Genomic DNA, 22,867 nt, shown 5'->3' with positions numbered 1-22,867 from the left:
GCCGCGCCCTCAGTCGAGCCGCGCCGGCAGGTACTTCACCCGCCGGATCGGGATCGAGGATTCCAGCGAGGCCACCCCCGGCAGCTTGGTCAACCGCCCGGTCAGGAACCGCTCGAACTCCGCGAGATCGCCCACCGCGACGCGCAGCAGGTAGTCGAAGCTTCCGGTCATCAGCCAGCAATCGACCACCTCGGGGCAGCGCTTGATCTCGGTTTCGAAGGCGACCAGCCGGTCGTCGATCTGCCGGTCGAGCCGCACCGAGATGAAGACGCTGAACCCGTAGCCCAGCCGCGCGTCGTCGATCCGCGCGCTGTATCCGGTGATGTAGCCCTCGGCCTCGAGCTTGCGGATCCGCCGGGCACAGGGCGACGGCGAGAGCCCGACCTTCTCGCTCAGTTCCTGATGGGTCAGCCGTGCGTCCCGCTGCAGGGCGCGCAGGATCCTGTAGTCGATATCGTCGAGATCCGTGGTCATACGCGCCGGCTTCCATCGCATTTTTCGCGAAACACGCCTGATCTCAGCGCAATCTGCGCCGGATCGCAACAGCTTTGGCGAAATCCCCCCGCTCAGGCGGATATGCTCGTCCCCGGAGGAGGAGGACCCCACATGACGGACGACTCGCGGCATCTCAGGGACATCGAACAGCGGCTGCTCTGGCTGTCGCACTGGATGATCTACAACGCCAACCACCTGCGCCCCAAGGCCGACGGCATCAAGGTGGGCGGGCATCAGGCCTCGTCCGCCTCGATGCTATCGATCATGACGGCGCTCTATTTCTCGGCGCTCCGGCCCGAGGACCGGGTCGCCGTGAAGCCCCATGCCGCGCCGGTCTTCCACGCCATGCACTACCTGATGGGCAACCTCCCGCGTGAGAAGATGGAGGCCTTCCGCGGCTACGGCGGCGTGCAGAGCTACCCCAGCCGCACCAAGGACGTGGACGACGTGGATTTCTCCACCGGCTCGGTCGGGCTCGGCGTCGCGATCACCAGCTTCGCGGCGCTGGTGCAGGATTACATCCGCGCCAAGCCCTGGGGCATGGACGCGCCCTCGGGCCGCATGGTGGCCCTCATGGGCGACGCCGAGCTTGACGAGGGCAACATCTACGAGGCGCTGCAGGAAGGCTGGAAGAACGATCTGCGCAACTGCTGGTGGGTCATCGACTATAACCGCCAGTCGCTCGACGGGATCGTGCGCGAGGGGCTCTTCGGGCGGATCGAGAAGATCTTCGACGCCTTCGGCTGGGACGTGATCCGCGTGAAGCACGGCCGGCTGCAGCGCGCGGCCTTCGAGGAAGCGGGCGGCGCGGCCCTGCGCGACTGGATAGATGGCTGCCCCAACGCCGAGTATTCCGCGCTCACCTACATGGGCGGCGCGGTCTGGCGGAAGCGGCTGAACGACGATCTCGGCGATCAGGGCCCGGTGTCGGCGCTGATCGAACGGCGTAGTGACGCCGAGCTGGCCGAGCTGATGGAGAACCTCGGCGGCAACTGCGTCGAGACCATGGCCGAGACCTTCGCATCCATCGACCACGACCGCCCGACCTGCATCCTCGCCTACACGATCAAGGGCTGGGGGACGCCCATCGCCGGCCACAAGGACAACCACGGCGGGCTGATGACCAAGGCGCAGATGGCCGAGTGGCAGGCCCACATGGGCGTGCCCGAGGGTGCGGAGTGGGAGCCCTTCGCCACCATCGACGACCCCGACCGGCTGCGCGGCTTCCTCGACCGCGTGCCGTTCTTCGCCCGCTACCCGCGCCGCCTGAGTGACGACCGGCTGGCGGTCCCGGATCTCGCTGCGCCCACCGATGCCGAGATCTCGACGCAGGCCGCCTTCGGCAAGATCCTCGGCGCGCTCGCCCGCGACAAGGGCCCGCTGGCGGAGCGGATCGTCACCACGTCACCCGACGTCACCGGCACCACGAGCCTCGGGCCCTGGGTCAACCGCCGCAGGCTCTTTTCCCGCACGGCGCAGGCAGATGCCTTCATCGAGCACCGCATCCCCTCGACCGCGAAATGGGAGTTCTCGCCCGACGGCCAGCACATCGAACTGGGCATCGCCGAGATGAACCTGTTCCTGCTGCTGGGCGCCGCGGGGCTGGCGCATTCGCTCTGGGGCAAGCGGCTGATCCCCATCGGCACGGTTTACGATCCCTTCGTGCACCGCGGGCTCGATGCGCTCAACTACGCCTGCTACCAGGACGCCCGTTTCATCATCGTGGGCACGCCCTCGGGGGTAACGCTGGCGCCGGAGGGCGGGGCGCACCAGTCGGTGGGCACGCCGCTCACCGGCATGGCACAGGACGGGCTCGCGGCCTTCGAGCCCGCCTTCGCGGATGAGCTCGCGGTGATCCTCGGCTGGGCCTTCGACTACCTCCAGCGCGATGGCGACGGCGACCCGGACGAGCGCACGTGGCTGCGCGACGAGACCGGCGGCTCGGTCTACCTGCGGCTCACCACGCAGCCGCTCGAGCAGCCGGGCAAGCGCAGCGACGACGGGTTCCGGCAGGGCTCCATCGACGGCGCCTACTGGCTGCGCGAGCCGGGGCCGAACTGCAGCGTCGTCATCGCCTACCAGGGCGCAGTCGCGGCCGAGGCCATCGCCGCCGCCGGCATCGCGGGCGAGCACCGGCGCGACATCGGCGTGCTTGCCGTGACCTCCGCCGACCGGCTTGCCGCCGGCTGGACCGCCGCCCAGCGGGCCCGCGCGCGCGGCAACGCGAACGCGCAGAGCCATGTCGAGCGCCTGCTTTCCCCGCTGCCTGCCTCGTGCAGCCTCGTGACCGTGCTCGACGGCCACCCGGCGACGCTGGCCTGGCTTGGCTCGGTCGCGGGGCACCGGACGATTGCGCACGGGGTCGAGCATTTCGGGCAGACCGGGACGATCCCCGACCTGCACCGCCATTTCGGCATCGACCGCCAGTCGCTGGTGGCCTCGATCTCGGGGCTCACGCCCGGGCGGCAGATCCGCTGAGCCGCCCGGTCAGCGCGCCGGTGCCCTGAGGAAGCCGTCAAAGAAGGCCGCAAGCTCGGCGACCCCGGCAAGCGGCAGGACATGCGCGACGTACTGGTCGGGGCGCACCACGACCATGCAGCCCTGCGCGCGGTCGATGCCGCGCATGTCGAAGATGTCGCCCGCGCCCTTGTGATCCACGCAGAAGACCTTTTCGTGATCCTGCAATCCGTAGCGGCCCTTGGCGGGCTTCAGGAGCGCCGGCATCTCTTCATAGGCGAGCTGGTCGAAGGTCTGCTGGAACACCGCCCGCAGGTCGATGAGCCCGTCGATGTCCTCGTCGCTGCGGGTGTAGCGCACCAGCGGCGACGCCGCATCGCTGCCGAGCCACTCCGCCAGCCTGTGAATGGCCGAGGGATCCTCACCCGCGAAGGCGTAGATCCGCCAGCGCCCGTCGGCCTCGGCCACGTGCCCGAGCTGCATCTGCATCGCGTCCGCCACGCGCACCACCGGCGCCGAGTGGAAACGGCGGCCGATCACCTGCCCCTGCGCCAGCGCCTGGTGGGTGTCCGCCCCGATCAGCGCCGACGGCATGTAGTGCACCGCAAGCCCGCCGGTGAACTCGAGGTTCTCGATAAACTGCTTCTGCACCCGCGGCATGTCCGACCCGTCGAGCTCGGACGCGCCCGGCGGCGCCGACATGATCCGCGCCCATTTGTGGTCGGTGTCGACCAGCCGCTTGGCCTCGAGCCAGCGCTCGGCGGAATAGCTGTGCAGCAGTCTCGCATCCGCGCGCCCCTGGAACACATGCGCCAGCTTCCAGCCGAGGTTGAACGTGTCCTGCATCGACACGTTCATCCCCTGCCCCGCCTTCGGGCTGTGGGTGTGGCAGGCGTCGCCCGCGGTGAAGACCCGCGGCGTGCGGTGTGCCTTCCGGTCCTCGGGCACGTCGTCGAACCGGTCGGTCATGCGGTGCCCGATCTCGTAGACCGACCACCAGACCACCTCCTTCACGTCGATGGTGTAGGGCCGCATGATCCGGTTGGCGGCGGCGATCATGTGCTCGGAGGTCAGGTTGCGGCTCGAGACGCGCTCGTCGGGGTTCAGCTTGTCGAGCTCGACATACATGCGGAACAGGTAGCCCCCCTCGCGCGGGAGGATCAGCACGTTGCCCTCGGTGGCCGAGGCCACGACGCATTTCTGCCGGATGTCGGGAAAATCGGTGTTGGCGAGGATGTCCATCACCCCCCAGGCCTGGTGCGCGGCATCGCCGTGCAGCGTGCCGCCGATGGCCTTGCGCACGTTCGAGCGCGCGCCGTCGCAGCCGACCACGTAGTTCGCCCGCACGATCCGGGTGGCGCCGGCGTTCACCCCGGTGTTCTCGAGCGTGACGGTCACCGGGTGGTCCTCGGTGGTCTCGTCCACGGTCACGTCCACGACCGACCAGCCGTAATCGGGCTCGAGCCTGCGGGGCGACTTGCGCATCACGTCGAGAAACAGCTCGTGGATCCGCGCCTGGTTGATCAGCGTGTGCGGCATCTCCGAGGAATCGTCGGCCACGTCCTGCACCCGGCCTGCGCGGCGAATGTGCCCGGTGTTCTGCGGATCCGGGGTCCAGAAGGTTGTCTGGTTCACCCAGTAGCTCTCGCGCTTGACCTTCTCGCCGAAACCGAAGGCCTGGAACATCTCCATGGTGCGGGTGTTGACGCCATCCGCCTGCCCCTTCTCCATCGGGCCCGGCTTGCGCTCGACGATCATCACGTCGATCTCGGGGAAGCGCGAGAGCTGCGCCGCGAGGCAGAGCCCCGCCGGTCCGCAGCCCGCGATCAGCACGTCCACCTTGTCGGGAAGCGGTGCAAAACCGCCGTACTCGCGACGGCCCGGCACCGCATCGTCAAGGTCGGGATCGCCGCCGCGAAAGCCGTTCAGGTAGTACTGCATGATCTCTCCTCCTCGCCCTGCAGGCACGGGCCGAGGCCCGGTCTGGAGACATAGTATCTATACTTACCAATTTCGGTCAATCCATAAATATGTACACATACTAAATACATCATCCCGTTGTTTCGTATTGAAAATACCAAACGAGGCAGGGCGCGTCGGGCCACCCCTGGGACAGAACCTGCGAGGAAAGGGATTCGCCGCTAGGGCTGCGGTGCCCCGGCAGAGGCCTTGCGCGCGAGATCGAGGAACTGCGCGCGTTCCTCGTCCGAGAGGCCGGGCAGAATCTCGGCCTGAAGCGCGCGCACGACGGGGCGGATGCGGTCGAACATCGCGGCGCCCTCCCCCGTCAACGTCACCACCCGGGCGCGCCGGTCGCGCGGGCTCACGGTGCGCGAAATCCAGCCCTTCTGCTCGAGCCGGTCGATCACCCCGCCGATGGTCGCACGGTCATAGGCGATGGCGGCGGCGATCCCCGCCTGGTCGATGCCGGGATTGCCGCGGATCGCGTCCATGGCCGCGAACTGCACCGGCGTGACGTCAAGGCCAGCGTCCTTGGTGCGCGTCGCAAACACGTGGGTCGAGGTCTGATGCAGGCGCCGGATCAGGTGCCCTGCCATGTCGTGTAGTTCCAAGACCCTGTCCTCCGCGTCGTTCACCCTCGGAGCTTAAGTCATTCCTTCTCAGCATGTTACCCGGAATGATATGCGTTGCTACCTTTTCGACGCAAAGCGCCCGCCAGAGGCGGGCCGAAAGTCACAGAACGGTCGAAACGCGGGGCCCGTTTGGCCCCGCGCCTGTGGTTCTATACGGCAAGACCGTCCGCCATGCGGGTCCCCGTGCCGCGACAGGGCCGGATCACCAGCCAGCCGAGCAGCAGGATCACCGTCAGGTTCAGCACCCCCGCTCCGGCGGCCACGGCGAAGGTCAGCTCGTAGCTCGCCGTGGCGTCGAAGAAGAGCCCGCCCAGCCAGCCGCCAAGACCGTGCCCGCCCCACGCGAAGGCGATGATGATGCCGCTGCCTCCGGCCCGGCGCTTGGCCGGGATCAGGGTGCGGATGCTGGTCAGCACCCCTGTCATCACCCCCGCATAGCCGAAGCCGTAGACCGGCGCGAAGAGGTAGAAGAGCGAAATGTCGTCGATCCGCACGAAAAGGAAGACGAAGGCGGTCTGCCAGGCGCTCGCCGCGAGGTAGGCCGGCAGCGCGCCGATCATGTCCGCGAGTTTGCCGAAGGCCACCCGCCCGGCGATGGCGGCGATCATCATGACCAGCACGACGCTGCCCGCCTCCGCGCCGCTCGCCCCGCAGAGCTCGACCAGCGGCGCGAGATGCATCAGCGGCACAGACATCAGCGCGCAGCAGAAGACCACGCCGAGGCCCATCAGCGCCACCACCACCGGGGTCGGCACCGCCGTGGGCGTCTCGGCCACCTGCGCCGCCACGGGGCCGGCCCTGCGCGGGACGCGGGCGAGCAGCGCCAGCGGCACGAGGATGGCCAGCGACGCAAGGCCGATGGCGACAAAGGCGCCACGCCAGCCGAGGCTCTCGATCAGCAGCGCGTTGGCGAAGGGAATGCCACCCTGCCCTATCGCCTGCCCGGCCGAGACGATGCCGATGGCGAGCCCCGCGCCGGTGCGGAACCAGCTCCCCACCAGCGCGAAGAGCGGCGCGAACAGCGCCCCGCCGCCCAGCGCGCCCGCGACGAAGAACAGCGCGTAGAGCTGCCAGAGCGCCGTGGCGAAGCCCGCCGCGGTGACGCAGAGCCCGGTGACAAGCGCGCCGGTCAGGATCACCTTGCGGGTGTCGACGCGGTCCGCCAGCCAGCCCATCACGATGCCGCCCAGGGCGAGACCGATAAGCCCCGCCGAGTTGATCAGCGCGACGTCTGCGCGGCTCCAGCCCTCGGCTTCCTCGAGCGGCGTGAAGAAGGCCGAGAGCCCGTTCACCAGTTGCCCCATCGCGACGGCCAGCATGGCCGACGCGGAAAGGACGATGACCCAGCGATAGGGGTCGGGGCGCTCGGGGGTGGCGGAGTGGAGATCGTCCATGGTCTGTCCTCCTCAGGCCGCGGCGGGTCTGCGCGGGTGCAGCCAGCCGGGCAGGAACCCGTAGGCGTTGCCGATGCCCTCGGCGTTTACCCCGCAGCCGAGCTCTGCCAGCCTCTGCTGCAGGTCGCCCGCGTTGAAGGCGTCGAAGGTCTCGGTCGCGCCGCCGATGTGCCGGCCGCCCACGAAGACCTGCGGGATGGTCACCGCGCCGGTGGCCTCGGCCAGTGCCTTGCGCAGCGCGCCGCCGCGGTCGCCGATGCGGAAGGCGGCGCTGTCGAGATCGACCGAGCGATACGCGATCCCCGACGCCGCGAAGAGCTTGCGCACCGACCAGCAGAACTCGCACCACTCAAGCGCGAAGAGCACCACCGGCTGCGACGGATCCAAGATCAGCGCTTGCAGGTCGGCCAGTGCCTCGTCGCTGGCCGCAGCCGGGGCGGCCTGCGCCGCGGGGGCGGAGGGCGCGTCGAAGCGGAAGCGCGGGGTCGAGGCGGCGATGGCCAGCTCCTCGGCGTTCATCACCTCCTCGATGCCGCCGAAGAGCGGGGTCGAAAGGTAGCGCTCGCCGGTGTCGGGCAGCATGGCAAGGATGCGCGAGCCCTTGGGCGCATTGCGCGCCACCTCGAGCGCCGCGGCAAAGGTCGCCCCGGCGGAGGTGCCACAGAGGATGCCCTCGTGCCGCGCCAGATCCTGCGCGCAAGCCATGGCGTCGGCCCCGGCCACGGCGCGGATCTCGTCGATCCAGCCCTCCCGCAGCACGTCATGCGCCAGCTTCGGGATGAAGTCCGGCGTCCAGCCCTGCATCAGGTGCGGGCGGAAGGCCGGGTGGCTGGCTGCGGGGGAGCCGTCGGGGTTGAATGGCTGCACCACGCCCGAGGCCAGAAGCGCCGAGTTGTCGGGCTCGCTGGCGACGATGCGGGTGCCCGGGCTGCGCTGCTTCAGCGTGCGCGCGACGCCCTTCATGGTGCCGCCGGTGCCGAAGCCCGACACCCAGTAGTCCAGCGGCGCGTCCGCGAAGGTCTCGAGGATCTCGGCCGCGGTGGTGCGCGAGTGCATGTCGGGGCCGGCCTCGTTCTCGAACTGGCGGGCGAGGAACCAGCCGTGGGTCTCGGCCAGCTCGCGGGCCTTGGCGATCATGCCCGAGCCCTTTTCGGCAGCCGGGGTCAGCACCACCCGCGCGCCCAGGAAGCGCATCAGCTTGCGGCGCTCGATCGAGAAGCTCTCGGCCATGGTCACCACCAGCGGGTAGCCCTTGGCGGCACAGACCATGGCAAGGCCGATGCCGGTGTTGCCGCTGGTGGCCTCGATCACCGTCTGTCCGGGCCTGAGCGAGCCGTCGCGCTCGGCGGCCTCGATGATGCCGAGGGCCAGCCGGTCCTTGACCGAGCCCATGGGATTGAAGGCTTCGAGCTTGACGTAGAGCTCGACGCCCTCGGGCGCGAGCTTGTTGATGCGGACGATCGGCGTGTTGCCGACGGTGTCGAGGATGCTGTTGAAAGCCTTGGTCATTGGAAGGGTCCTTGTCCGGAAAGGGAGGGGTTGGGAGGGAGGGGTCAGAGGATGGGCAGGATGCAATGGGCGAAGACCCCGGCAGCACCTGCCAGGATCGCCGCGGCGATCACCCTGCGCGGGTGACGCGGCAGAAGCGCCGCGGGAGGGATGGACGGGGACGGCATCGCAGCGGTCCCCTCAGGCGCTCTTGCGCCGGGCCGCGGCGGCGCCGGCCAGCATGGTCCCGGCCACCGCGCCGTAGGCGGCAAGCCAGGCGTCACGGGTCGCGGGCGTGAAGCCTGCACCCAGCCGGCGGGACATGGTCTCGATCAGCGCGGCGCCCACGGTGTCGTAATCGCCGTCCTGCACGCCGTAGACGACGTGACGGGCGCCCAGAGCCTCGAGCGGTGCCAGCACCGGGGCGAGGTCGTCGGCGCTCTTGACCACCAGCGCGATGGCGGCGGCGAGCTTGCGGCCCTGCCCGGCCATGTCGGTCGCGCCAAAGAGCGGGCGCAGCGCCGGGTCGTGGCGGAACAGGGTCTCGTAGAAGTCAGCGGCGAGGGCCTCCGGCTCGGCGGCAAGCGCCTGCCAGCTGTAACGGATGTCGGAGATGTTCTGCGGTGTCAGGCTCATGGCTTGCTCCTTTGATCGGAAGGTGCAGCCAGGATGTGCCTCACGGGTTTCGCGCCTGTGTCCGGAAGACGGCGCGCGTGTTTCGAGTGTTTCAGCCCGGGTCGTAGATGTAGCCAACCCCGCGCACGGTGCGGATGACCTCGGGCTTGGCGGGGTTCACCTCGATCTTCTTGCGGATGCGCGAGATGCGGATGTCGATGGAGCGGTCGAACGGATCCCACGAGCGGTCATGCGCGCCCTCGAGGATCTGGTCCCGGTTCAGCACCCTGCCCCGGTTGCGGGCGAAGAGCTTCAGCAGGTTGAACTCCATCGCGGTGAGCGGCAGCTCCTCGCCGCCCTCGTCGAAGAGCTTCGCCGCGTCGAGGTCGAGCCAGGTCTTGCCGAAGCGGAAGCGGGCCCGCTCGCGCGGGGCCTCGGTGGCGACGCTGGTCTGGCGGCGCAACACCGCCTTGATGCGTGACACCAGCTCGCGCAGGTCCACGGGCTTGGCGAGGTAGTCGTCGGCGCCCATCTCGAGCCCCACCACCCGGTCGATCACGTCGCCGGCGGCGGTCAGCATGATGACCATGGGCGCCTCGGGCCCCTGCAGGCTGCGCAGGACCGACAGCCCGTCCTCGCCCGGCATGTTGATGTCGAGCAGGATGAGATCCGGCCGCGCCTCGGCGAGATGCGCGCGCAGCTCCTCGGCCCCGGCGGCGAGCGTGGTGCGGTAACCGCGCTTGCCCAGGTATTCCGCCAGCATCTCGCGCAGGTCGGGCTCGTCATCGCAGATCAGGATGTGATCGCTCATGCCGCGCCTCCCTTGAGCATCGCCCGTGCCAGCCGCCGCAGTTCCTCGGGCGCGATGGGTTTCTCGAGGAAAGGCCGCCCGGCCCCGTCGAGGAAGCCTCGCGCCTGCGGGCTCATGGTATCGCCTGTGACGAAGCCCATGCGCCGCGCCAGCGCCGGCCGATCGCGCAGCAGCCGCTCGTAGAAACCCCGGCCGCCGAGCCCCGGCATGTTCAGGTCCGACAGGATCAGGGCGAAGTCGCCACTTGCGACCCGCTCGAGCGCGGTCTCGGCGGAATTGGCCACGGTGACCTCGAAGCCCTCGCGCTGGAGGATCTCGCGGATCAGGTCCGAGACGTCCTCCTCGTCGTCGACCACCAGCACCGCCCCGCGCGAGACCGCCGCCTCGGGCGGACGGGTGGTGGCCGCGGCGTCGCTCTCGACCTCGGTGGTGGGCAGGCGCACGACCAGCGTGGTGCCGGGACCGGAGGTCTCCGCCAGCGCGATCCGGCCGGCGTGGGCGGTGGCGATGCGGTGGCAGAGCGCCAGCCCGATGCCGGTGCCCGAACCCACGGGCTTGGTGGTGAAGAGCGGATCGAAGATGCGGCTACGGATCTCCTGCGGGATGCCGGGCCCGTTGTCCGTCACCCGCAGCTCGACCATCTGGGCACCGGCATCGTGGCTCAGCGCGATGCCGATGGTGTCGCCGGTGCCGCTGTCGCGGATCGCCTGATCGGCATTGGTCACGAGGTTGATGACAAGCTGCGAGAGCTGATGCGCATCGCCGCGCACGTTCGGCAGGTCGGGCGCGATCTGCAAGTCGACCTCGGCGCCCAGCCCGTCGGCACCGTTGCGCAGCGCATCCACCGCCATCAGCACGGTCTCGGCGATGTCGGTCGGCACCAGCCGCGTCGGCTGCTGGCGCGCCATGGCAAGAAAGGACTTCACGATCCGGGCACAGCGCTCTGCCGCATCCGAGATTTTCTCCACCCGGCGGCGCACATCGTCCGAGATCTCTTCATCGCGCAGCATCAGCGCGTGGCCCACCACCACCGAGAGCGGGTTGTTCAGCTCATGCGCCACGCCCGCCAGAAGCTCGCCCAGCGCCGACATCTTCTCGGCCTGGAAGATCTGCTCGCGCTGCGCCGCGAGGCGGCGGCGCAGGTCGACCTCCTTCGAGACGTCCACGGTGGACGACACCAGCACGTCCTCGCCCCGGTACTGGATCAGCCGGGCGGAGACGAGGCTCGGGAAGCGCGTGCCATCGGCGCGGACGCCGGTCACCGGCATGTCGTCGACCCGGCCGTCGGGCAGCACGGCGGTGATGAAATCCGCCCGCTCGGCGCGCGAGGCGAAATGCGCGTGGGTGCGCTCGGCGTTGCCCAGCAGCTCGGTCGCGGCGGGCGAGCGGTAGATCACCTCGCCGTCGCCGACGCGCGACATGATGATGTTGGCCGGGCAGTTCTCGAGCACCTTGCGCACCAGCTGGTCGGCGGCGCGCTCAGCCTCCTCGAAACCGTGCCGCTCGGTAACGTCGGTCTGCACCAGCACGAAGCCCCCAGCCGCGGTGCTGCGCATCACGAACTCGTAGACCCGGTCGCCGCATTCCGCCTCGAGCGGGGTGACCATCCAGTCGCCGCCCGCAAGCCGCGCCTCCATGAAGCTGAGCCGCTCGCCGTCCTGTGCCGAGACAGCGCCCCTCGCGGTCCACTCGCGCAGCAGCAGCGACCAGTCGAGCCCCGGCTCGAGCAGGTCGCCCACGGTGGTGTTCATCCGCTCGAAGCCGGAGTTGCAGCGCAAGAGCACCGCGTTCTCGTCGAAGATTGCCAGACCCTCGGACAGGGCGTCGATCACCTCTTCCAGCATGTCGGACGGTCGCCGCCCCGGTCCGTCGGGCGCTTCCGGCACCGAGGGATCGAAGCGCACCGCCATGGTCAGAGTTCCTGCCCGGCGCGCATCTGTTCGGCGGAGATGCGGAACACCGGCTCTTCGCTTTCGCCCGAAAGCGCCAGAGTGCCCGCCTCGGTCGCCGAGAACTGGTTGTCGAGCGCCGCGACCACGGCGCCGTTTCCGGTGATGGTCATCGGCTCGGCCATGTAGCGCAACCGGCTGGCATAGATCACCGCCGGGCCGAAGACGTCGTAGATGTATTTCTGCACCCCCACGACCGAGCCCACTACCGGCCCCGAGGCGATGCCCACCCGGCAGCTCCACTGGATCGGGTGGCTGGCGTTGCGCTGGTGCAGGTAGCGCATGAAGCGGATGGCGGCGTTGGCCGCCGCCTGCGCGTGATCCTCGGTCGGGTCGGGCAGCCCGGCGACGCCGATATAGAGATCGCCCACCGCCCGGATCCGGGCACAGCCGAACTGCTCGCCGATGCGGTCGAAGGCGGTGTAGATGTCGTTGAGCTCGGAGACGATGACGGCGGGCTCATGTGCGGTGACCATCTCGGCGAAACCGATGAAGTCGATGCAGACCACCGACACCGGATCGTAGAGCCGCGGCGTGACGATGCCGAAGGTCTTGTATTCCTCGTAGACCGAGCGCGGCATCATGTTGAGCAGCAGCTTCTCGACCTGCTCCTTCTCGCGCTTGATCTCGCGGGTGTTGCGCTCGACCATGGCGGAGTAGCTGTCGATCATCGACTCGAGTTCCTTGATCCGCGAGATGTTCTGGCAGACCAGCACCGCGATCGGCTCGTCCTCGTCGAGCGCGCGGTTGAAATCCATCGCCACGGTCATCGTCCTGCGGCGCAGGCGGAAGGTGCTCTCGGTCGCGTAGCGCCCCTCGGAGGTCAGCGCCGCCCGCAGCGCCTCGACGTCGAGATCGCCGAACTGCTCCAGCAGGTTCGAGCCCACCTCCATCTCGCCGAACCAGCCGCGGAACGTGTCATTGCAGAAGCGCAGCCGCAGGGTCTCGAGATCGAGCAGCGCGACCCCGACGCCGATGGCCCTCAGAAGCTGTTCGTTGATCGCCGCGATGGTCATGCTCTCACCCCGTCACCAAGGCGCGCCGGGCCTCGAAGGCCGCGAGGATGGCCTCCTGGTCCTCGGGCGCCACCCCATGATCGGCCAGCGTCGCCCGCAACAGCGACTGGAGCTTGTCGAAATGCAGCTGGTGGATCTCGAGATGGGCGTGCATCCGGCGGATCTGCTCATCGCTGTAGGAGGCGGGACCGCCCATCAGCGACGAGACGAACTTGGTCTGGTGATCGACGATGCGCGCCATGTCGATCTCGTCAAAGAACGGCCCGACGTCATCATCGTCGAGCAGCCGGTCGTAGAGGTCGAGGACGATCTTGCTGACGACGGAGAACCCGCCGTACTTTTCGAACAGGGACTTCTCCATGCGCTCCTCCCCCGGGCCGCGGGGCCCCTCGTCGCCAAAATCCGTTGTCTGGTAATCTTCTGCAAACATGCGGGATCTTGCACCTCTGTGGCAAGAAGTTCGTCGACGGGGCGGAGACGCCATCCTTTCCGGCGCATGTATGGATCGTGTTTCAGCGCAGGCCCCGCTTCGTTTCAATTGTTTCAGGTCGGGCGGCGGGGACGCTACAGTCCAAACATTTCCGCCCCCGCCGCGACATCGGTCCGAAACCGCGCCGGGCGAAGGTTGTGCATCACCGACGTGACCAACCTGACAAAGGACCAAGCCATGAAAGCCCTGAACGACCTGCACCAAGCCCTTGAAGACCGCCGCGCCGAGCGTCGCTACCGCCGCGCCCTGCGCAACCTGCCGGGAGGCGTCGATGCCGCAACCGACGCCGAGCGCCGGCGCCTCTTCGCGAGCTTCTACAACTGCTGAACGCGTTCTCGCCGAAGCGAAGAGACCCGCCGGTCCGGCGGGTCTTTTTTGTGTTCCCAGCGGGCGGCGGGGGCCGCGTCAGGCGACGCGGCGCTCCTCGGTCGGGCGGCCGGCGATCCAGGCCTGGTTGGCCTTCATCGCGCGGTTCAGCGCCTTGTGCAGGCCGGCGAGCTCGCCTAGCGACCAGTCGAAGCTCGCGATCCGGTCCGAGACCTCGAAGATCGGGCCCGAGAGCCGGTCGCGCAGCGCCTCGTAGTCCGAGAGCGTGCCCGTCGTCACGGCCTCGGCCAGCAGGGCGGCATCGCGGAAGGCGTCGGTGATGCCATGCGCCGTCATCGGGTCGCGGAACCAGCTCGCATCGCCCACCAGCGCCCAGCCGGGACCGGCGCAGCGGCGGAAATAGCCGCGCATGCCGGCGAAGATCACCGGCGCCGCCTCGGGCACCGCGCCCTCCATGTCCGCGGCCATGCACGGCAGGTAGCGGTGCGCGAGCGCGGGCAGCGGGGCGCCGCGCAGGTCCTTCGCACGCGCCTCGGGCAGCGCCACGAAGGCGCAGGTCCGGCCGTCGTTGGTCGGGATCAGCCCGCCCGCAGCGCCAGGGTCGAAGTGCCAGCGATAGCCGCGGTCGGGCAACTCGGTGACGTACTGGTAGGCGCAAGCGACCGAGTGCCCCGCCTGCCGCGTCACCGGCGCCCCGACCAGACGCGCAACCCGCGAGCGCTTGCCGTCGGCGCCGATCACCAGCGCGGCGCGGACCTCTTCGGTGCGGCCGTCACTGGACGCAAGCCTTGCGCCACGGACCCGGCCGGCATCGTCCCGCAGCAGGCCGACGCAGGCGGTCTCGTAACGCAGCCCGGCGCCGGCTTCGGCGGCCGCGCGGGCGAGCATCGCGTCAAGCAGGTAGCGGCGCGGCGCCATCAGGGTCTCGACCCCCTCCTCGGGCCGGATGTCGAGATCGAGCGCGGCGGCCCCGTAGATGAAGCTGGTGCGGCTGACCTGCGGCGTGCCGGCGGCGCGCAGCGGTTCGGCAAGGCCCCAGCGCTCGAGCAGCATCACCGCGCCGCGCATCAGCGCGTGGGTGGACATCGTGTCCGTGCCCGGCGGGGCGCTGTCGACAAGCAACACGCGCGCTCCCTGCCGGGCAAGCAGCATGGCGGTGGCGGCCCCGGCGCAGCGGGCGCCGACAACCATGGCATCATAATGGATCGTGGTCATTTTCCTGGTCCTTTCGAAGGGGGTTCAGGCTGCAAGGGAGGCATCGCGCCGAAGCCCGGCCGCGATGAGAGGGGCGAGCGCCTCGGCGTCGCGGCCCACCCCGTGGATGAAGGCCGAGGCGCGGTGGCGCATGAAGGGAAGGCCCAGCGCGTAGAGCCCGGGCACGGCGGTCACCCCGCCCTGGGTCTGGAGCTCACCGGCGGCGTCGAGCACCGGCAGGTGCAGCCACGGGTAGCTGCGCCGGAAGCCGGTCGCCCAGATCACGGTCCGGATGCCAGCGGCGGCAAGGCTGAGCCGGTCGGGACCGCTGCCCGGCAGCTCCGGGGCGCGCCACGCGGCGGCATCGGGTGGCAGCCGTAGCCCCGCCGCATCGATATGACCGTCGACATGGCGAAGGATCCGGTGACGCCGCCGCTCGGCGGCCTCGATCTCGGGCGCCAGCGCCGGGTCGAGCCGGACCACACCACCACCCGCCCCCAGCGCGCGCCCGACGAGGCTCACGCCCATGGCGGCCAGTGTCTCGAGCCCCAGCGCACCGCCTCCGCCCGCCCCGGTGAGCTGCAGCGACGGCAGCGCCATGAGCTGGCGGGGATCGGCATTCGCGGGGCGCGGCTCTTCGAGAAAGCCGCTGCCGGATAGCAGGGAAAAGATCTCGCGCCCGCGGTACCGCCGCGGCGTGCGCACGTGCCGCCCGACCGCGAGCGTGACAGGCCGGCCCGACGCCCGGATCTCGGCGGCAAGCTGCACCCCGGTAGCCGAGGCGCCGACGACAAGAACGCCGCCCGGCGCCAACACCCCGGCGCCGCGGTAGCGGGTGGGGCTCACCTGCGCGATGTCCTCCGGCAAGGCCGCGGCCCAACCCGGGACGGCGGGCCGGTCGCAGGCTCCGGTGGCGATGACCACCGCCCGCGCGAAGAAGTGCCGCGCGCCCGCGTCGACGTGGAAGAGACCGGTCTCGTGGCGGACCGAGCGCACCGCACAGCCGGTCAGCACCGGCGCCGCGATGGCCTTGCGGTAGGCCGAGAGCCGCTCTCCGAAACTGGCCGCCGACATGAACCCGTCGGGATCGGCCTCGGGCCAGGGTCCGGGCAGGCGGTTCATCCAGTTGGGCGTCAGCAGGTGCAGCCCCGGCCAGCGCTCGGCGTGCCAGCGCTCGCCCACCCGGCCGCGCTCGAGCAGGAGGTGGTCGATGCCGCGCCGGGTCAGCGACCAGCTGAGCGCGAGGCCGGCCTGGCCCGCTCCGATGATGAGGACTGGGATGATGGGGGACATTGGGGTTCTCCGTCTTGCGTTGGAGCCACCCTGACCGGCGCGGGTTTCGCTTGGGCGTCGTCGAAGGCGCCTTTGCGTTTCGACTGTTTCAGTGTGCGATCAGGGGTTTTGCCCGAAGAAAAAAGGCCCGCAGCCTTGCAGCTGCGAGCCAGTCGGGACGGGGAAGGAGGAGGGAGGATGGGCGTCGGGGTCAGGCCGCCATCGGCAGGCTCGGGGTGATCTCCGGATCGGCGCGGCGCGCGGTCCCGGTCAGGCGGTTGCGGTCCCACCAGCTGCGGAAGTCGGCGAAAGCGTCGCGAAGCGCGACGTGGTCGAAACCGGAGCCGTAGCTCTTGGTGGCGTCGGAAGCGGTGAAGCGGGGCATGGGGAAGATCCTTCTGAAACCGGAGGAATGAAAGCGTGGCGGTGGTGGCCCGCGCCCGGGGCGCGGCGCGGGCACCTGCGCTCAGCCGGCCATCTCGACCGAGACGGGGACGCCGTTGCGGAGCACGTCGAAGACGGCGGAGCGGGCGACCGATTGCTCGACGATCTCGCGCAGCTTCTCCTGAGGGGCGTCGCCGCGGATGGTCACCGCCATGCGGACACCGGTGAAGCCGTTGCGCGCCGTCTTGTCGAGCCCGAGGATGCCGTTCAGGTCGACGTCGCCCTCGACCGAGGTCTCGACCGCGTGCAGCTTCACCTGGCGGATCGAGGCGATGTTGCCAATGCCCGCGGTGATGCAGGAGGCCAGCGCCGCCAGCAGCAACTCTACCGGGGTCGCGGCGTTGTCGGTGCCGCAAAGCACCTGCGGGTGGTCGCACTCGACATCGTACTCGCGGCGGTGCTTCATCTCCTGCATGGCGCCGTGGAAGCCGGTGAAGGCGGTGCGGCTATGGGTGCCCGAGAGCCATTCGCCGTTGGCGCGGAAGGTGAACTTGGCGATCTCGGGGGTCTCGCCCACCACGCCCAGCGTGGCGAGGAAGGTCGGGACATCGACGCCGTTCATGGCGGTCTTGGCGGGCTTTTCGAGGGTCTGGGCGGTCATTGGAAACTCCTGTCTGTGATCTGGTCTGTTGCCGGTCAGGTCGGGCGTCTTGCCCTTCCGATGACAGCAGTTCTGACGGACCGGAGTTTCAGGCCGATTGCGCGGGGAGTTTCGTTTGTTTCAATGCAGAGAGCGCGGGCCTTCGCGCGCTGAGACACGCTCGGTGATACGACCGGCCTTGGGCCGGTTCTCGACGGACAGACTGAGAGACATGGGCCTACCCGGCGAGACCGGGTCGCAGGTCTCCACCCGCGGGCTGGCGGGCACTCTTACGGATCTCGCTCGGACACATGCTGAACCAGCGCGAAAAAGCCCGCGAGAAGGCGGTCTGGTCGGAGTAGCCCAGCGCGTGGGCGATGTCGCCGAGGCTCCGCTCGGTGCGGGTGAGCAGCGCCTCGCCCTGCGCCCGCCGGCATTCCTCGAGGATGTCGTGGTAGGAGGTCGCCTCGACCGACAGCTTGCGGCGCAGCGAGCGGTCGGACATGCCGAGCTCGGAGGCGATGGACGCCTGCCCCAGCGAGCCGCGCCCGATGTGGCGCAGGATGCGCGCCCGCACCAGTTCGCCGGTCGCGAGCCGGCTCTGGCGGCGCGACAGCCGGTCGAGCAGCGCCCGGCTGCGTTCCGAGAACTCCTGCGTGCCGGCGCTGCCGGTCACCGAGGGGTTGGAGAGGAAGCGCGCGGGAAAGGCCACGTAGTTCTCGGTCTGGTCGAAGCGCGGCATCACCCTGAGGTGGCGCGCGCATTCCGACGGATCGCGGTCGGGGACGTATTCCAGCCCGACCTGCCGCAGCGCCCCGCGCGGCATCCCGAAGCGCATGCAGATGTTCTGCGCCAGCGACAGGGTGATCTCGGCATCGCCGCGCCGGGGCCAGATCTCCGGGTCGAGCACCCGGTAGCTCAGCCGCGCCTCGTCGTCGATCACGGTGAAGCTGGTCTCGGCCCCGCTCTGCAGCATCGGAAGCCCCTGCGCCAGCTGCCGCATGGCGTGGCCAAGCGTCGGCGCGCAGGCGATGATCTCGCCGAGGTCGCCCAGCATGTCGAAGGTGAAGATCTCGCCCACGGTCCACGCGTAAAGCCCGCCCTCGGAGCGCTGCCGCAGGGTCTCGAGCCGGTCGACGAAGAAGGACAGCGGGACAAAGCCCTCGCCCTCGACGGAGGGTTGCCCATGGCCTGCGTCATCGCCGCCGAGCACCGTCCCGGCGATGGTCTCAGAGATGACCGAATTGAGCATGTCGGGGCCTTCCTGTGGCGGTGGGTCCGATACCTTTCGACGCAAGCCTATCCGATTTTCGCGATCCGACGGAGTCCGTTTTCCGGACGTGCCCGCGCTTGGCGAAGGCCCGCGCGTGATTGGCGCGCGCATGACGGGCCGGCGCACAGCGCCGCCGCGGGCCGAAGGGAGCTGGTGTCAGACCGCGGCCCTCCGGGTCATGGGCAGCGGCACACCCGGCCGGGGCTCGGCCTCCAGCGTGATCCGCTGGTCATAGGCGCGCGTCCGAACGGCGCCGGAATGGGCCACGAAGATGCGGAGCCGGTCGGCGCAGGCGCGGTCGATGGCATCGAGGATGCGTTCGCAGCGGGCGGTATCGATCTCGGAGAAGCTCTCGTCGAAGATCAGTACTCCCGAGGGCCGCAGCAGCGCGCGGGCGATGGCGATGCGCTGGCGCATGCCGCCCGAGAGCGTCGCGCCGAGCTCGGTCAGCCCGGTGTCGAGGCCGCGATGGTCGTCGGCCCAGTCGAGCAGGTCGCAGATGCCCAGCACCTCGCGGCAATCGGCGTCCGTGGCGTCCGGCGCCGCCACCAGCAGGTTGTCGCGCAGGGTGCCGCGCAGGATGCAGGGCCGCTGCGGGACATGGGTGATGGCCTCGCGCCGGCTCGCGGTGCTGTAGATCGCGGCGGGCTTGCCGTCGATCTCGGCCGTGCCCTCGGCCAGCGCGACCTCGCCGGTGAGGCTTGCCAGCAGGGCCGACTTGCCGATGCTTGAGGGGCCGTCGAGCAGCACGCCCTGCCCCGCCCGCAGCTCGAGCGCGACCGGCGCATGGCCGCCCCACGGGCTGCGCGCGCCCTGCAGGCGGATCACCGAGGGCCGGAGCGGGCAGCTCTCGCCGGCCGCCGGGTCGTGCGCGTCACCGATGATGCCCGACAGCCGGGCCAGCGCGACCTTGGCGCGGGCCTGCGCGTGGTAGAGCCCCAGCACGTTGCGCAGCGGGCCCGCCATCATGCCGGTGTAGGCGAGGAAGGCGATCAGCGAGCCGATGGGCCACGACCCTGTCACCACGAGCCAGCCGCCGAGCAGCAGCACGGCAGAGCGCACAACCGCGGTAAGGATCTGGCTCACGGCGCCCACCGCCTCGGTCCAGAGCCGCTGCCGCTCCTGCGCGCGGAAGAGGTCGCCCTGCAGCGCGCCGAAGCCGGTCTCGCGGGTGCCGAAGGCGTTCAGGGCACGCAGCCCGGGGACCAGCATGAAGGTTTCGGCCAGCTGGCTCGAGAGCCCGCCACGGTGTTCGCGCACCTCCTCGGCCCGCGCCTGCGTGCGCGGCCGCGCCCAGCTAAGGAACCAGAGCTCGAAGGGGGCGGCGAGCGCGGGCAGCAGCGCCAGCCGCCAGTCGAGCGCCAGCATCAGCGCGGTGCCGCCCAGCAGCCGGAACAGCGCGGTAACCGCGACGAGGCCGGAATCGAAGAGGAAGCGCTGGATCTCGGCGCAGTCGCCGTCGATGCGGGTCTGCGCCTCGCCCACGGTCAATGCCTGCGCCTGCGGATCGCGCGCGAGTGCGGCCCCCAGAACCGTGCGCCGCAGGTCGCCCAGCATGGCCTGCGAGGCCCGCAGATGCGCCATCTGCGAGACGATCCCAAGCCCGACGACGCCGAGCCCCAGCGCGAAGCCCACCGCCGCCCAGGTCGCGAGCGCCTGCATGTCCCGCGCCATGATGCCCCGGTCGATGAGCGCCTTGGTCACCATCGGCGCCGCGAGCCCCACCGCTGCGGCAAAGAGCGACAACGCCAGCACCCGCGACATGCCGGGCAGCGCGCGCTCGACCAGCGGGCCGAGCCAGCCCGCGCTCGGGAAGATCCGCGCGGCCATCATGCGTGCGAGCCGCGCCCTCATGCGGTCTTCCTTTCCGCGCCGTGGTGACGTGCGCGCAGCGCCAGCACGTCCAGCCCCGCCGCGCTCGTGTCGGCGCCGTCCGCCATGATCGCGGCAACATGCCCGGCAAGGCGCGCCGTCCCGAGGCTCGCGCCGCCCATGCCGGTGCCGCCGTGCTCGGGCGAGTTGCACCACGCTCCGAAGAGCCGCGGACCCAGCCGGGACAGCGCGTCCCAGCCGCAGCGCGCATCGCCGGTTCCGGCGATGGCGCCGGGATAGGCGGCGGGCCATGGCGCCGGGCCGCGGGCGGGATGGGCGGCGACCAGAACCAGCCCCGCCGCCTGCGCCCGCGCCACCGCCTCGGCCAGCACCGTGCGGTCGGCGGAAAGCCCGAGGCTGAGGCAGACCAGCCCCACATCCCCGCGCCCCGCCAGCCAGTCGAGCGCCGCCGCCACCCGCAGCGCCGAGGTCACGGGCCGCGCGTCGAAGACCTGCGCATGCACAAGCCGCACCGAGGGGCAGGCCCGCAGGATCGTCCGGGCCACGGCGGTCCCGTGGCCCAGCCGGTCAGGCAGGGCGGCATGCCCTGCCCCGTCGGCATCGAAGGCGCGCGCGTCGCCCGGCAGGCCCGGCGCCGCGCCGCTGTCGATGATGCCGACCGCCCGCATCACTCGTCGCGCTGGAACAGCCGGATATTGGAGAGCGACATCGCCGCGCCATCGGGCATGTCGACCTGTCCCTTGCGCTCGAGCGTCTCGGCATCGTAGGCCGCGAGATCCGACAGCGCGCCGCCCAGCCAGACGGTGTTACCGTCCGACGAGACGTTGACCGAGTAGTAGCTGTGCGGCAGCGCCACCCGCTTGAGCGGCTCGACCTTCTCCATGTCGAAGCTCTCGAGCACGTTATAGGCGCCGTAGAGGCGGGTGCCGTCGGGGCTGGCCGCCGAGGAGAAGTAGAAGACGTCCATCATCCGGATGTCCTGCATCTCCATCTCGCCGCTCTCGAGATCGAGCGTCAGCATCCCCGTGCGCCAGGCCTCGGGATCGTCGAGGCTGAGGTCGGTGCGGGCGGTATAGAACGGCGTCACCATGATGTTCGAGCTCTCGAACTGGCTCCAGACGTCGAGCACGTCGGGCTGCATGTAGGCGTCGGGCTTCCAGCCGTGGATCGGCATTTCGTCGATCTGATCGCCGCTTGCGGCATCGAAGACGAACATGCTGCGACCCATGCCGTAGATCCTGGAGCCGTCGGCCGAGTACATCAGCAGGGTGATCTGGCGCGGCGCCTCGACCGTCTTCACGGTCTCGAGCGTGGCGGTATCGACGAAGGCGATGCGGGTCGGCTGCACCTCGTAATGGGTGGTGCCCAGCGTCACCGGCGACTGGTAGACCGCGAGGGTGGAGCCGTCGGGCGAGAGGTCCATGCCGAAGAGCGTCTTCACCCGCTCCCCGGCGCTGCTGAAGTCGGTCCGCGCCACGGTCTCGCCGGTGGTGAGATCCACCTTCACGATGCTCTCCGTGCGGTTGATCGTGACATAGGCGAAGCGGCCTTCGTCATCGACGACGGGCACCGCGGGCTGCGGGCCCGCGTCCTCGGCCAGCGTGATCACCTTGTCGATCGCCATCGCCTCGGTGTCGACGACGACGAGCTTGTTGGGCCGCGCCGGAGCGAGGATGTAGTCCCTGGCCACCGCGGGCACCGCCGACAGCGCCATGCCGCCCGCAAGCAGCAGCGAGAGGGTCCTGTTGCAGGTCATCATGTCAGCCTTTCGGTTCCGGGAAGACGGACTGCAGGTTGCGCCAGTCCTCGGTGACGTTGGTCGCGTCGTCGCTCCAGTTCGGGTAGGTGTTGAGCGTGTCGGCCACCTGCGCGGGCCACCAGCAGGGATCGGCGCAGCCGTAGAGATCGGCCTCCATCGGCTGGCAGAGGTTCGACAGCGCCCCGAAGGCGTCGACCTCCCAGCCGGGATCGAAGGAGGTGGTGCAGCCGACGAGGCTGTTCATCGCGACCACCTCGTCTTCGCGGCCTTCCGCCTGCGCTTCGACAAAGGCCTTGGCCTTGGAATTGGCCGGGGTGAAATGTTTCATCTGGCAAGCTCCTGTGCAGGGCGTGGCTGGGCGGCACCGGGCCGGGCAAGCCGCGGCTCGAGCTGGGTTCTGAAGAAGGCGGGGTTGGCCTGCATGATGCGGACATAGGCTTCGACGCCGAAGTCGACCCAGTCCCGCATCAGGTCGCAGTAGTGGTAGACCGGGGCGAAGGCGTCGCCCTGCCGGGCGTAGCTCTCGTGGTAGCAGCCACCGGCGCAGATCGACCGGATCCGGCAGGTCTTGCAGCCGAACTCGGTGCGGTCCTGCGCGGTCTCGATGAACCGTGCGAGCTTGGGGACGTCGATGCCGCGGTCCACGTTGCCATATGTCGGCTGGTCCGAGCCCACGAAGCGGTGACAGAGGTGCAGGTCGCCCTCCTTGTCCACCGCCAGCATGCCCAGACCGGCGCCGCAGGGCACCTGCTTCTTGGTGCCCTGCGCGATGTCCGTGAGCAGCTGGTGCATGTTCGAGAAACCGATGTTCTCGCCCCGGCAGGCGGCCTCGACGTAGCGCCGTCCGAGCGCCTTCATGTCCTCGAAAACCCGCTT

Annotated in this window: 23 protein-coding genes and 1 pseudogene; 2 read left to right on the top strand and 22 right to left on the bottom strand. The window is 69.8% G+C overall.

Features of this window, described 5'->3' with window-relative positions:
- Nucleotides 1-9: 9 nt before the first annotated feature.
- Nucleotides 10-474, bottom strand: a complete 465-nt coding sequence (locus tag HC022_RS04225) for an Lrp/AsnC family transcriptional regulator (protein WP_008885378.1) — start codon at nt 472-474, stop codon at nt 10-12.
- A gap of 132 nt (nt 475-606) precedes the next feature.
- Here HC022_RS04225 and HC022_RS04220 point away from each other — a divergent pair, with 132 nt between their 5' ends.
- Nucleotides 607-2,973, top strand: coding sequence for a transketolase (locus HC022_RS04220; RefSeq protein WP_167451465.1), 2,367 nt, complete (start codon nt 607-609; stop codon nt 2,971-2,973).
- 9 nt (nt 2,974-2,982) lie between these two features.
- Here HC022_RS04220 and HC022_RS04215 read toward each other — a convergent pair whose 3' ends face one another.
- From HC022_RS04215 to HC022_RS04175, 11 genes and pseudogenes are all read right to left on the bottom strand, one after another.
- Nucleotides 2,983-4,893 (bottom strand): FAD-dependent monooxygenase, encoded by a 1,911-nt coding sequence (locus tag HC022_RS04215; protein ID WP_167451464.1) that lies wholly within the window; start codon nt 4,891-4,893, stop codon nt 2,983-2,985.
- Nucleotides 4,894-5,093: 200 nt separating this feature from the next.
- Entirely contained in the window at nt 5,094-5,525 is a 432-nt protein-coding gene (locus HC022_RS04210; protein WP_008885754.1) for a MarR family winged helix-turn-helix transcriptional regulator, read from the bottom strand.
- Nucleotides 5,526-5,695: 170 nt separating this feature from the next.
- Complete coding sequence (locus HC022_RS04205; RefSeq protein WP_167451463.1) at nt 5,696-6,940, bottom strand: MFS transporter; 1,245 nt, start codon at nt 6,938-6,940, stop codon at nt 5,696-5,698.
- 12 nt (nt 6,941-6,952) lie between these two features.
- A complete protein-coding gene (locus HC022_RS28965; RefSeq protein ID WP_368484611.1) occupies nt 6,953-7,306 on the bottom strand; it encodes a glutaredoxin in 354 nt (117 codons plus the stop codon).
- 105 nt (nt 7,307-7,411) lie between these two features.
- Nucleotides 7,412-8,449 (bottom strand): annotated as a pseudogene (gene cysK, locus HC022_RS04200) (cysteine synthase A); the annotation flags it as partial.
- Nucleotides 8,450-8,493: 44 nt separating this feature from the next.
- Nucleotides 8,494-8,616 (bottom strand): hypothetical protein, encoded by a 123-nt coding sequence (locus HC022_RS29610; RefSeq protein WP_008885658.1) that lies wholly within the window; start codon nt 8,614-8,616, stop codon nt 8,494-8,496.
- 13 nt (nt 8,617-8,629) lie between these two features.
- Complete coding sequence (locus tag HC022_RS04195) at nt 8,630-9,064, bottom strand: globin family protein (RefSeq protein ID WP_167451461.1); 435 nt, start codon at nt 9,062-9,064, stop codon at nt 8,630-8,632.
- Between the two features lie 91 nt (nt 9,065-9,155).
- Nucleotides 9,156-9,854: a response regulator gene (locus tag HC022_RS04190; RefSeq protein ID WP_167451460.1), complete on the bottom strand. Its 699-nt coding sequence runs from the start codon at nt 9,852-9,854 to the stop codon at nt 9,156-9,158.
- Complete coding sequence (locus HC022_RS04185; RefSeq protein WP_167451459.1) at nt 9,851-11,764, bottom strand: ATP-binding protein; 1,914 nt, start codon at nt 11,762-11,764, stop codon at nt 9,851-9,853. Before HC022_RS04185 ends, HC022_RS04190 begins: the two co-directional genes overlap by 4 nt.
- Before the next feature lie 2 nt (nt 11,765-11,766).
- Complete coding sequence (locus HC022_RS04180; protein WP_167451458.1) at nt 11,767-12,819, bottom strand: adenylate/guanylate cyclase domain-containing protein; 1,053 nt, start codon at nt 12,817-12,819, stop codon at nt 11,767-11,769.
- Between the two features lie 4 nt (nt 12,820-12,823).
- On the bottom strand, nt 12,824-13,180 hold the full coding sequence (locus tag HC022_RS04175; protein WP_008884007.1) for a group 1 truncated hemoglobin: 357 nt from the start codon (nt 13,178-13,180) through the stop codon (nt 12,824-12,826).
- A 306-nt stretch (nt 13,181-13,486) separates the two neighbouring features.
- On the opposite strand from HC022_RS04175, the gene HC022_RS04170 reads away from it, so the two are divergent.
- On the top strand, nt 13,487-13,636 hold the full coding sequence (locus HC022_RS04170; RefSeq protein WP_167451457.1) for a hypothetical protein: 150 nt from the start codon (nt 13,487-13,489) through the stop codon (nt 13,634-13,636).
- Nucleotides 13,637-13,714: 78 nt separating this feature from the next.
- Here the strand turns inward: HC022_RS04170 and HC022_RS04165 are convergent, their stop codons facing one another.
- The 10 genes from HC022_RS04165 to HC022_RS04120 form a co-directional block, all read right to left on the bottom strand.
- Complete coding sequence (locus tag HC022_RS04165; RefSeq protein WP_167451456.1) at nt 13,715-14,851, bottom strand: NAD(P)/FAD-dependent oxidoreductase; 1,137 nt, start codon at nt 14,849-14,851, stop codon at nt 13,715-13,717.
- A 24-nt stretch (nt 14,852-14,875) separates the two neighbouring features.
- Complete coding sequence (locus HC022_RS04160) at nt 14,876-16,123, bottom strand: NAD(P)/FAD-dependent oxidoreductase (protein ID WP_167451455.1); 1,248 nt, start codon at nt 16,121-16,123, stop codon at nt 14,876-14,878.
- Nucleotides 16,124-16,313: 190 nt separating this feature from the next.
- Nucleotides 16,314-16,487 carry a hypothetical protein gene (locus HC022_RS04155; RefSeq protein ID WP_167451454.1) on the bottom strand — a complete coding sequence of 58 codons (174 nt, stop codon included), beginning with the start codon at nt 16,485-16,487 and terminating at the stop codon, nt 16,314-16,316.
- A gap of 81 nt (nt 16,488-16,568) precedes the next feature.
- Nucleotides 16,569-17,147 carry an OsmC family protein gene (locus HC022_RS04150; RefSeq protein ID WP_167451453.1) on the bottom strand — a complete coding sequence of 193 codons (579 nt, stop codon included), beginning with the start codon at nt 17,145-17,147 and terminating at the stop codon, nt 16,569-16,571.
- Between the two features lie 217 nt (nt 17,148-17,364).
- Entirely contained in the window at nt 17,365-18,378 is a 1,014-nt protein-coding gene (locus tag HC022_RS04145) for an AraC family transcriptional regulator (RefSeq protein WP_008884666.1), read from the bottom strand.
- A 177-nt stretch (nt 18,379-18,555) separates the two neighbouring features.
- Nucleotides 18,556-20,253, bottom strand: coding sequence for an ABC transporter ATP-binding protein (locus tag HC022_RS04140; RefSeq protein ID WP_167451452.1), 1,698 nt, complete (start codon nt 20,251-20,253; stop codon nt 18,556-18,558).
- A complete protein-coding gene (locus tag HC022_RS04135) occupies nt 20,250-20,900 on the bottom strand; it encodes a S8/S53 family peptidase (protein WP_167451451.1) in 651 nt (216 codons plus the stop codon). Before HC022_RS04135 ends, HC022_RS04140 begins: the two co-directional genes overlap by 4 nt.
- Complete coding sequence (gene peaD, locus HC022_RS04130; protein ID WP_254884926.1) at nt 20,900-21,988, bottom strand: quinohemoprotein amine dehydrogenase subunit beta; 1,089 nt, start codon at nt 21,986-21,988, stop codon at nt 20,900-20,902. Before peaD ends, HC022_RS04135 begins: the two co-directional genes overlap by 1 nt.
- Nucleotides 21,989-21,992: 4 nt before the next feature.
- Nucleotides 21,993-22,319 (bottom strand): quinohemoprotein amine dehydrogenase subunit gamma, encoded by a 327-nt coding sequence (gene qhpC, locus HC022_RS04125; protein WP_167451449.1) that lies wholly within the window; start codon nt 22,317-22,319, stop codon nt 21,993-21,995.
- A partial coding sequence (locus tag HC022_RS04120) for an SPASM domain-containing protein (RefSeq protein ID WP_167451448.1) occupies nt 22,316-22,867 on the bottom strand: 552 nt, incomplete at its 5' end. The genes qhpC and HC022_RS04120, both read right to left, overlap by 4 nt.

It is taken from the genome of Salipiger sp. HF18, assembly GCF_011806505.1.
Classification (GTDB): Bacteria; Pseudomonadota; Alphaproteobacteria; order Rhodobacterales; family Rhodobacteraceae; genus Salipiger; species Salipiger thiooxidans.
The sequence above is the reverse complement of the archived record's forward strand: the minus strand, read 5'-3'. Positions and strand labels throughout refer to the sequence as shown.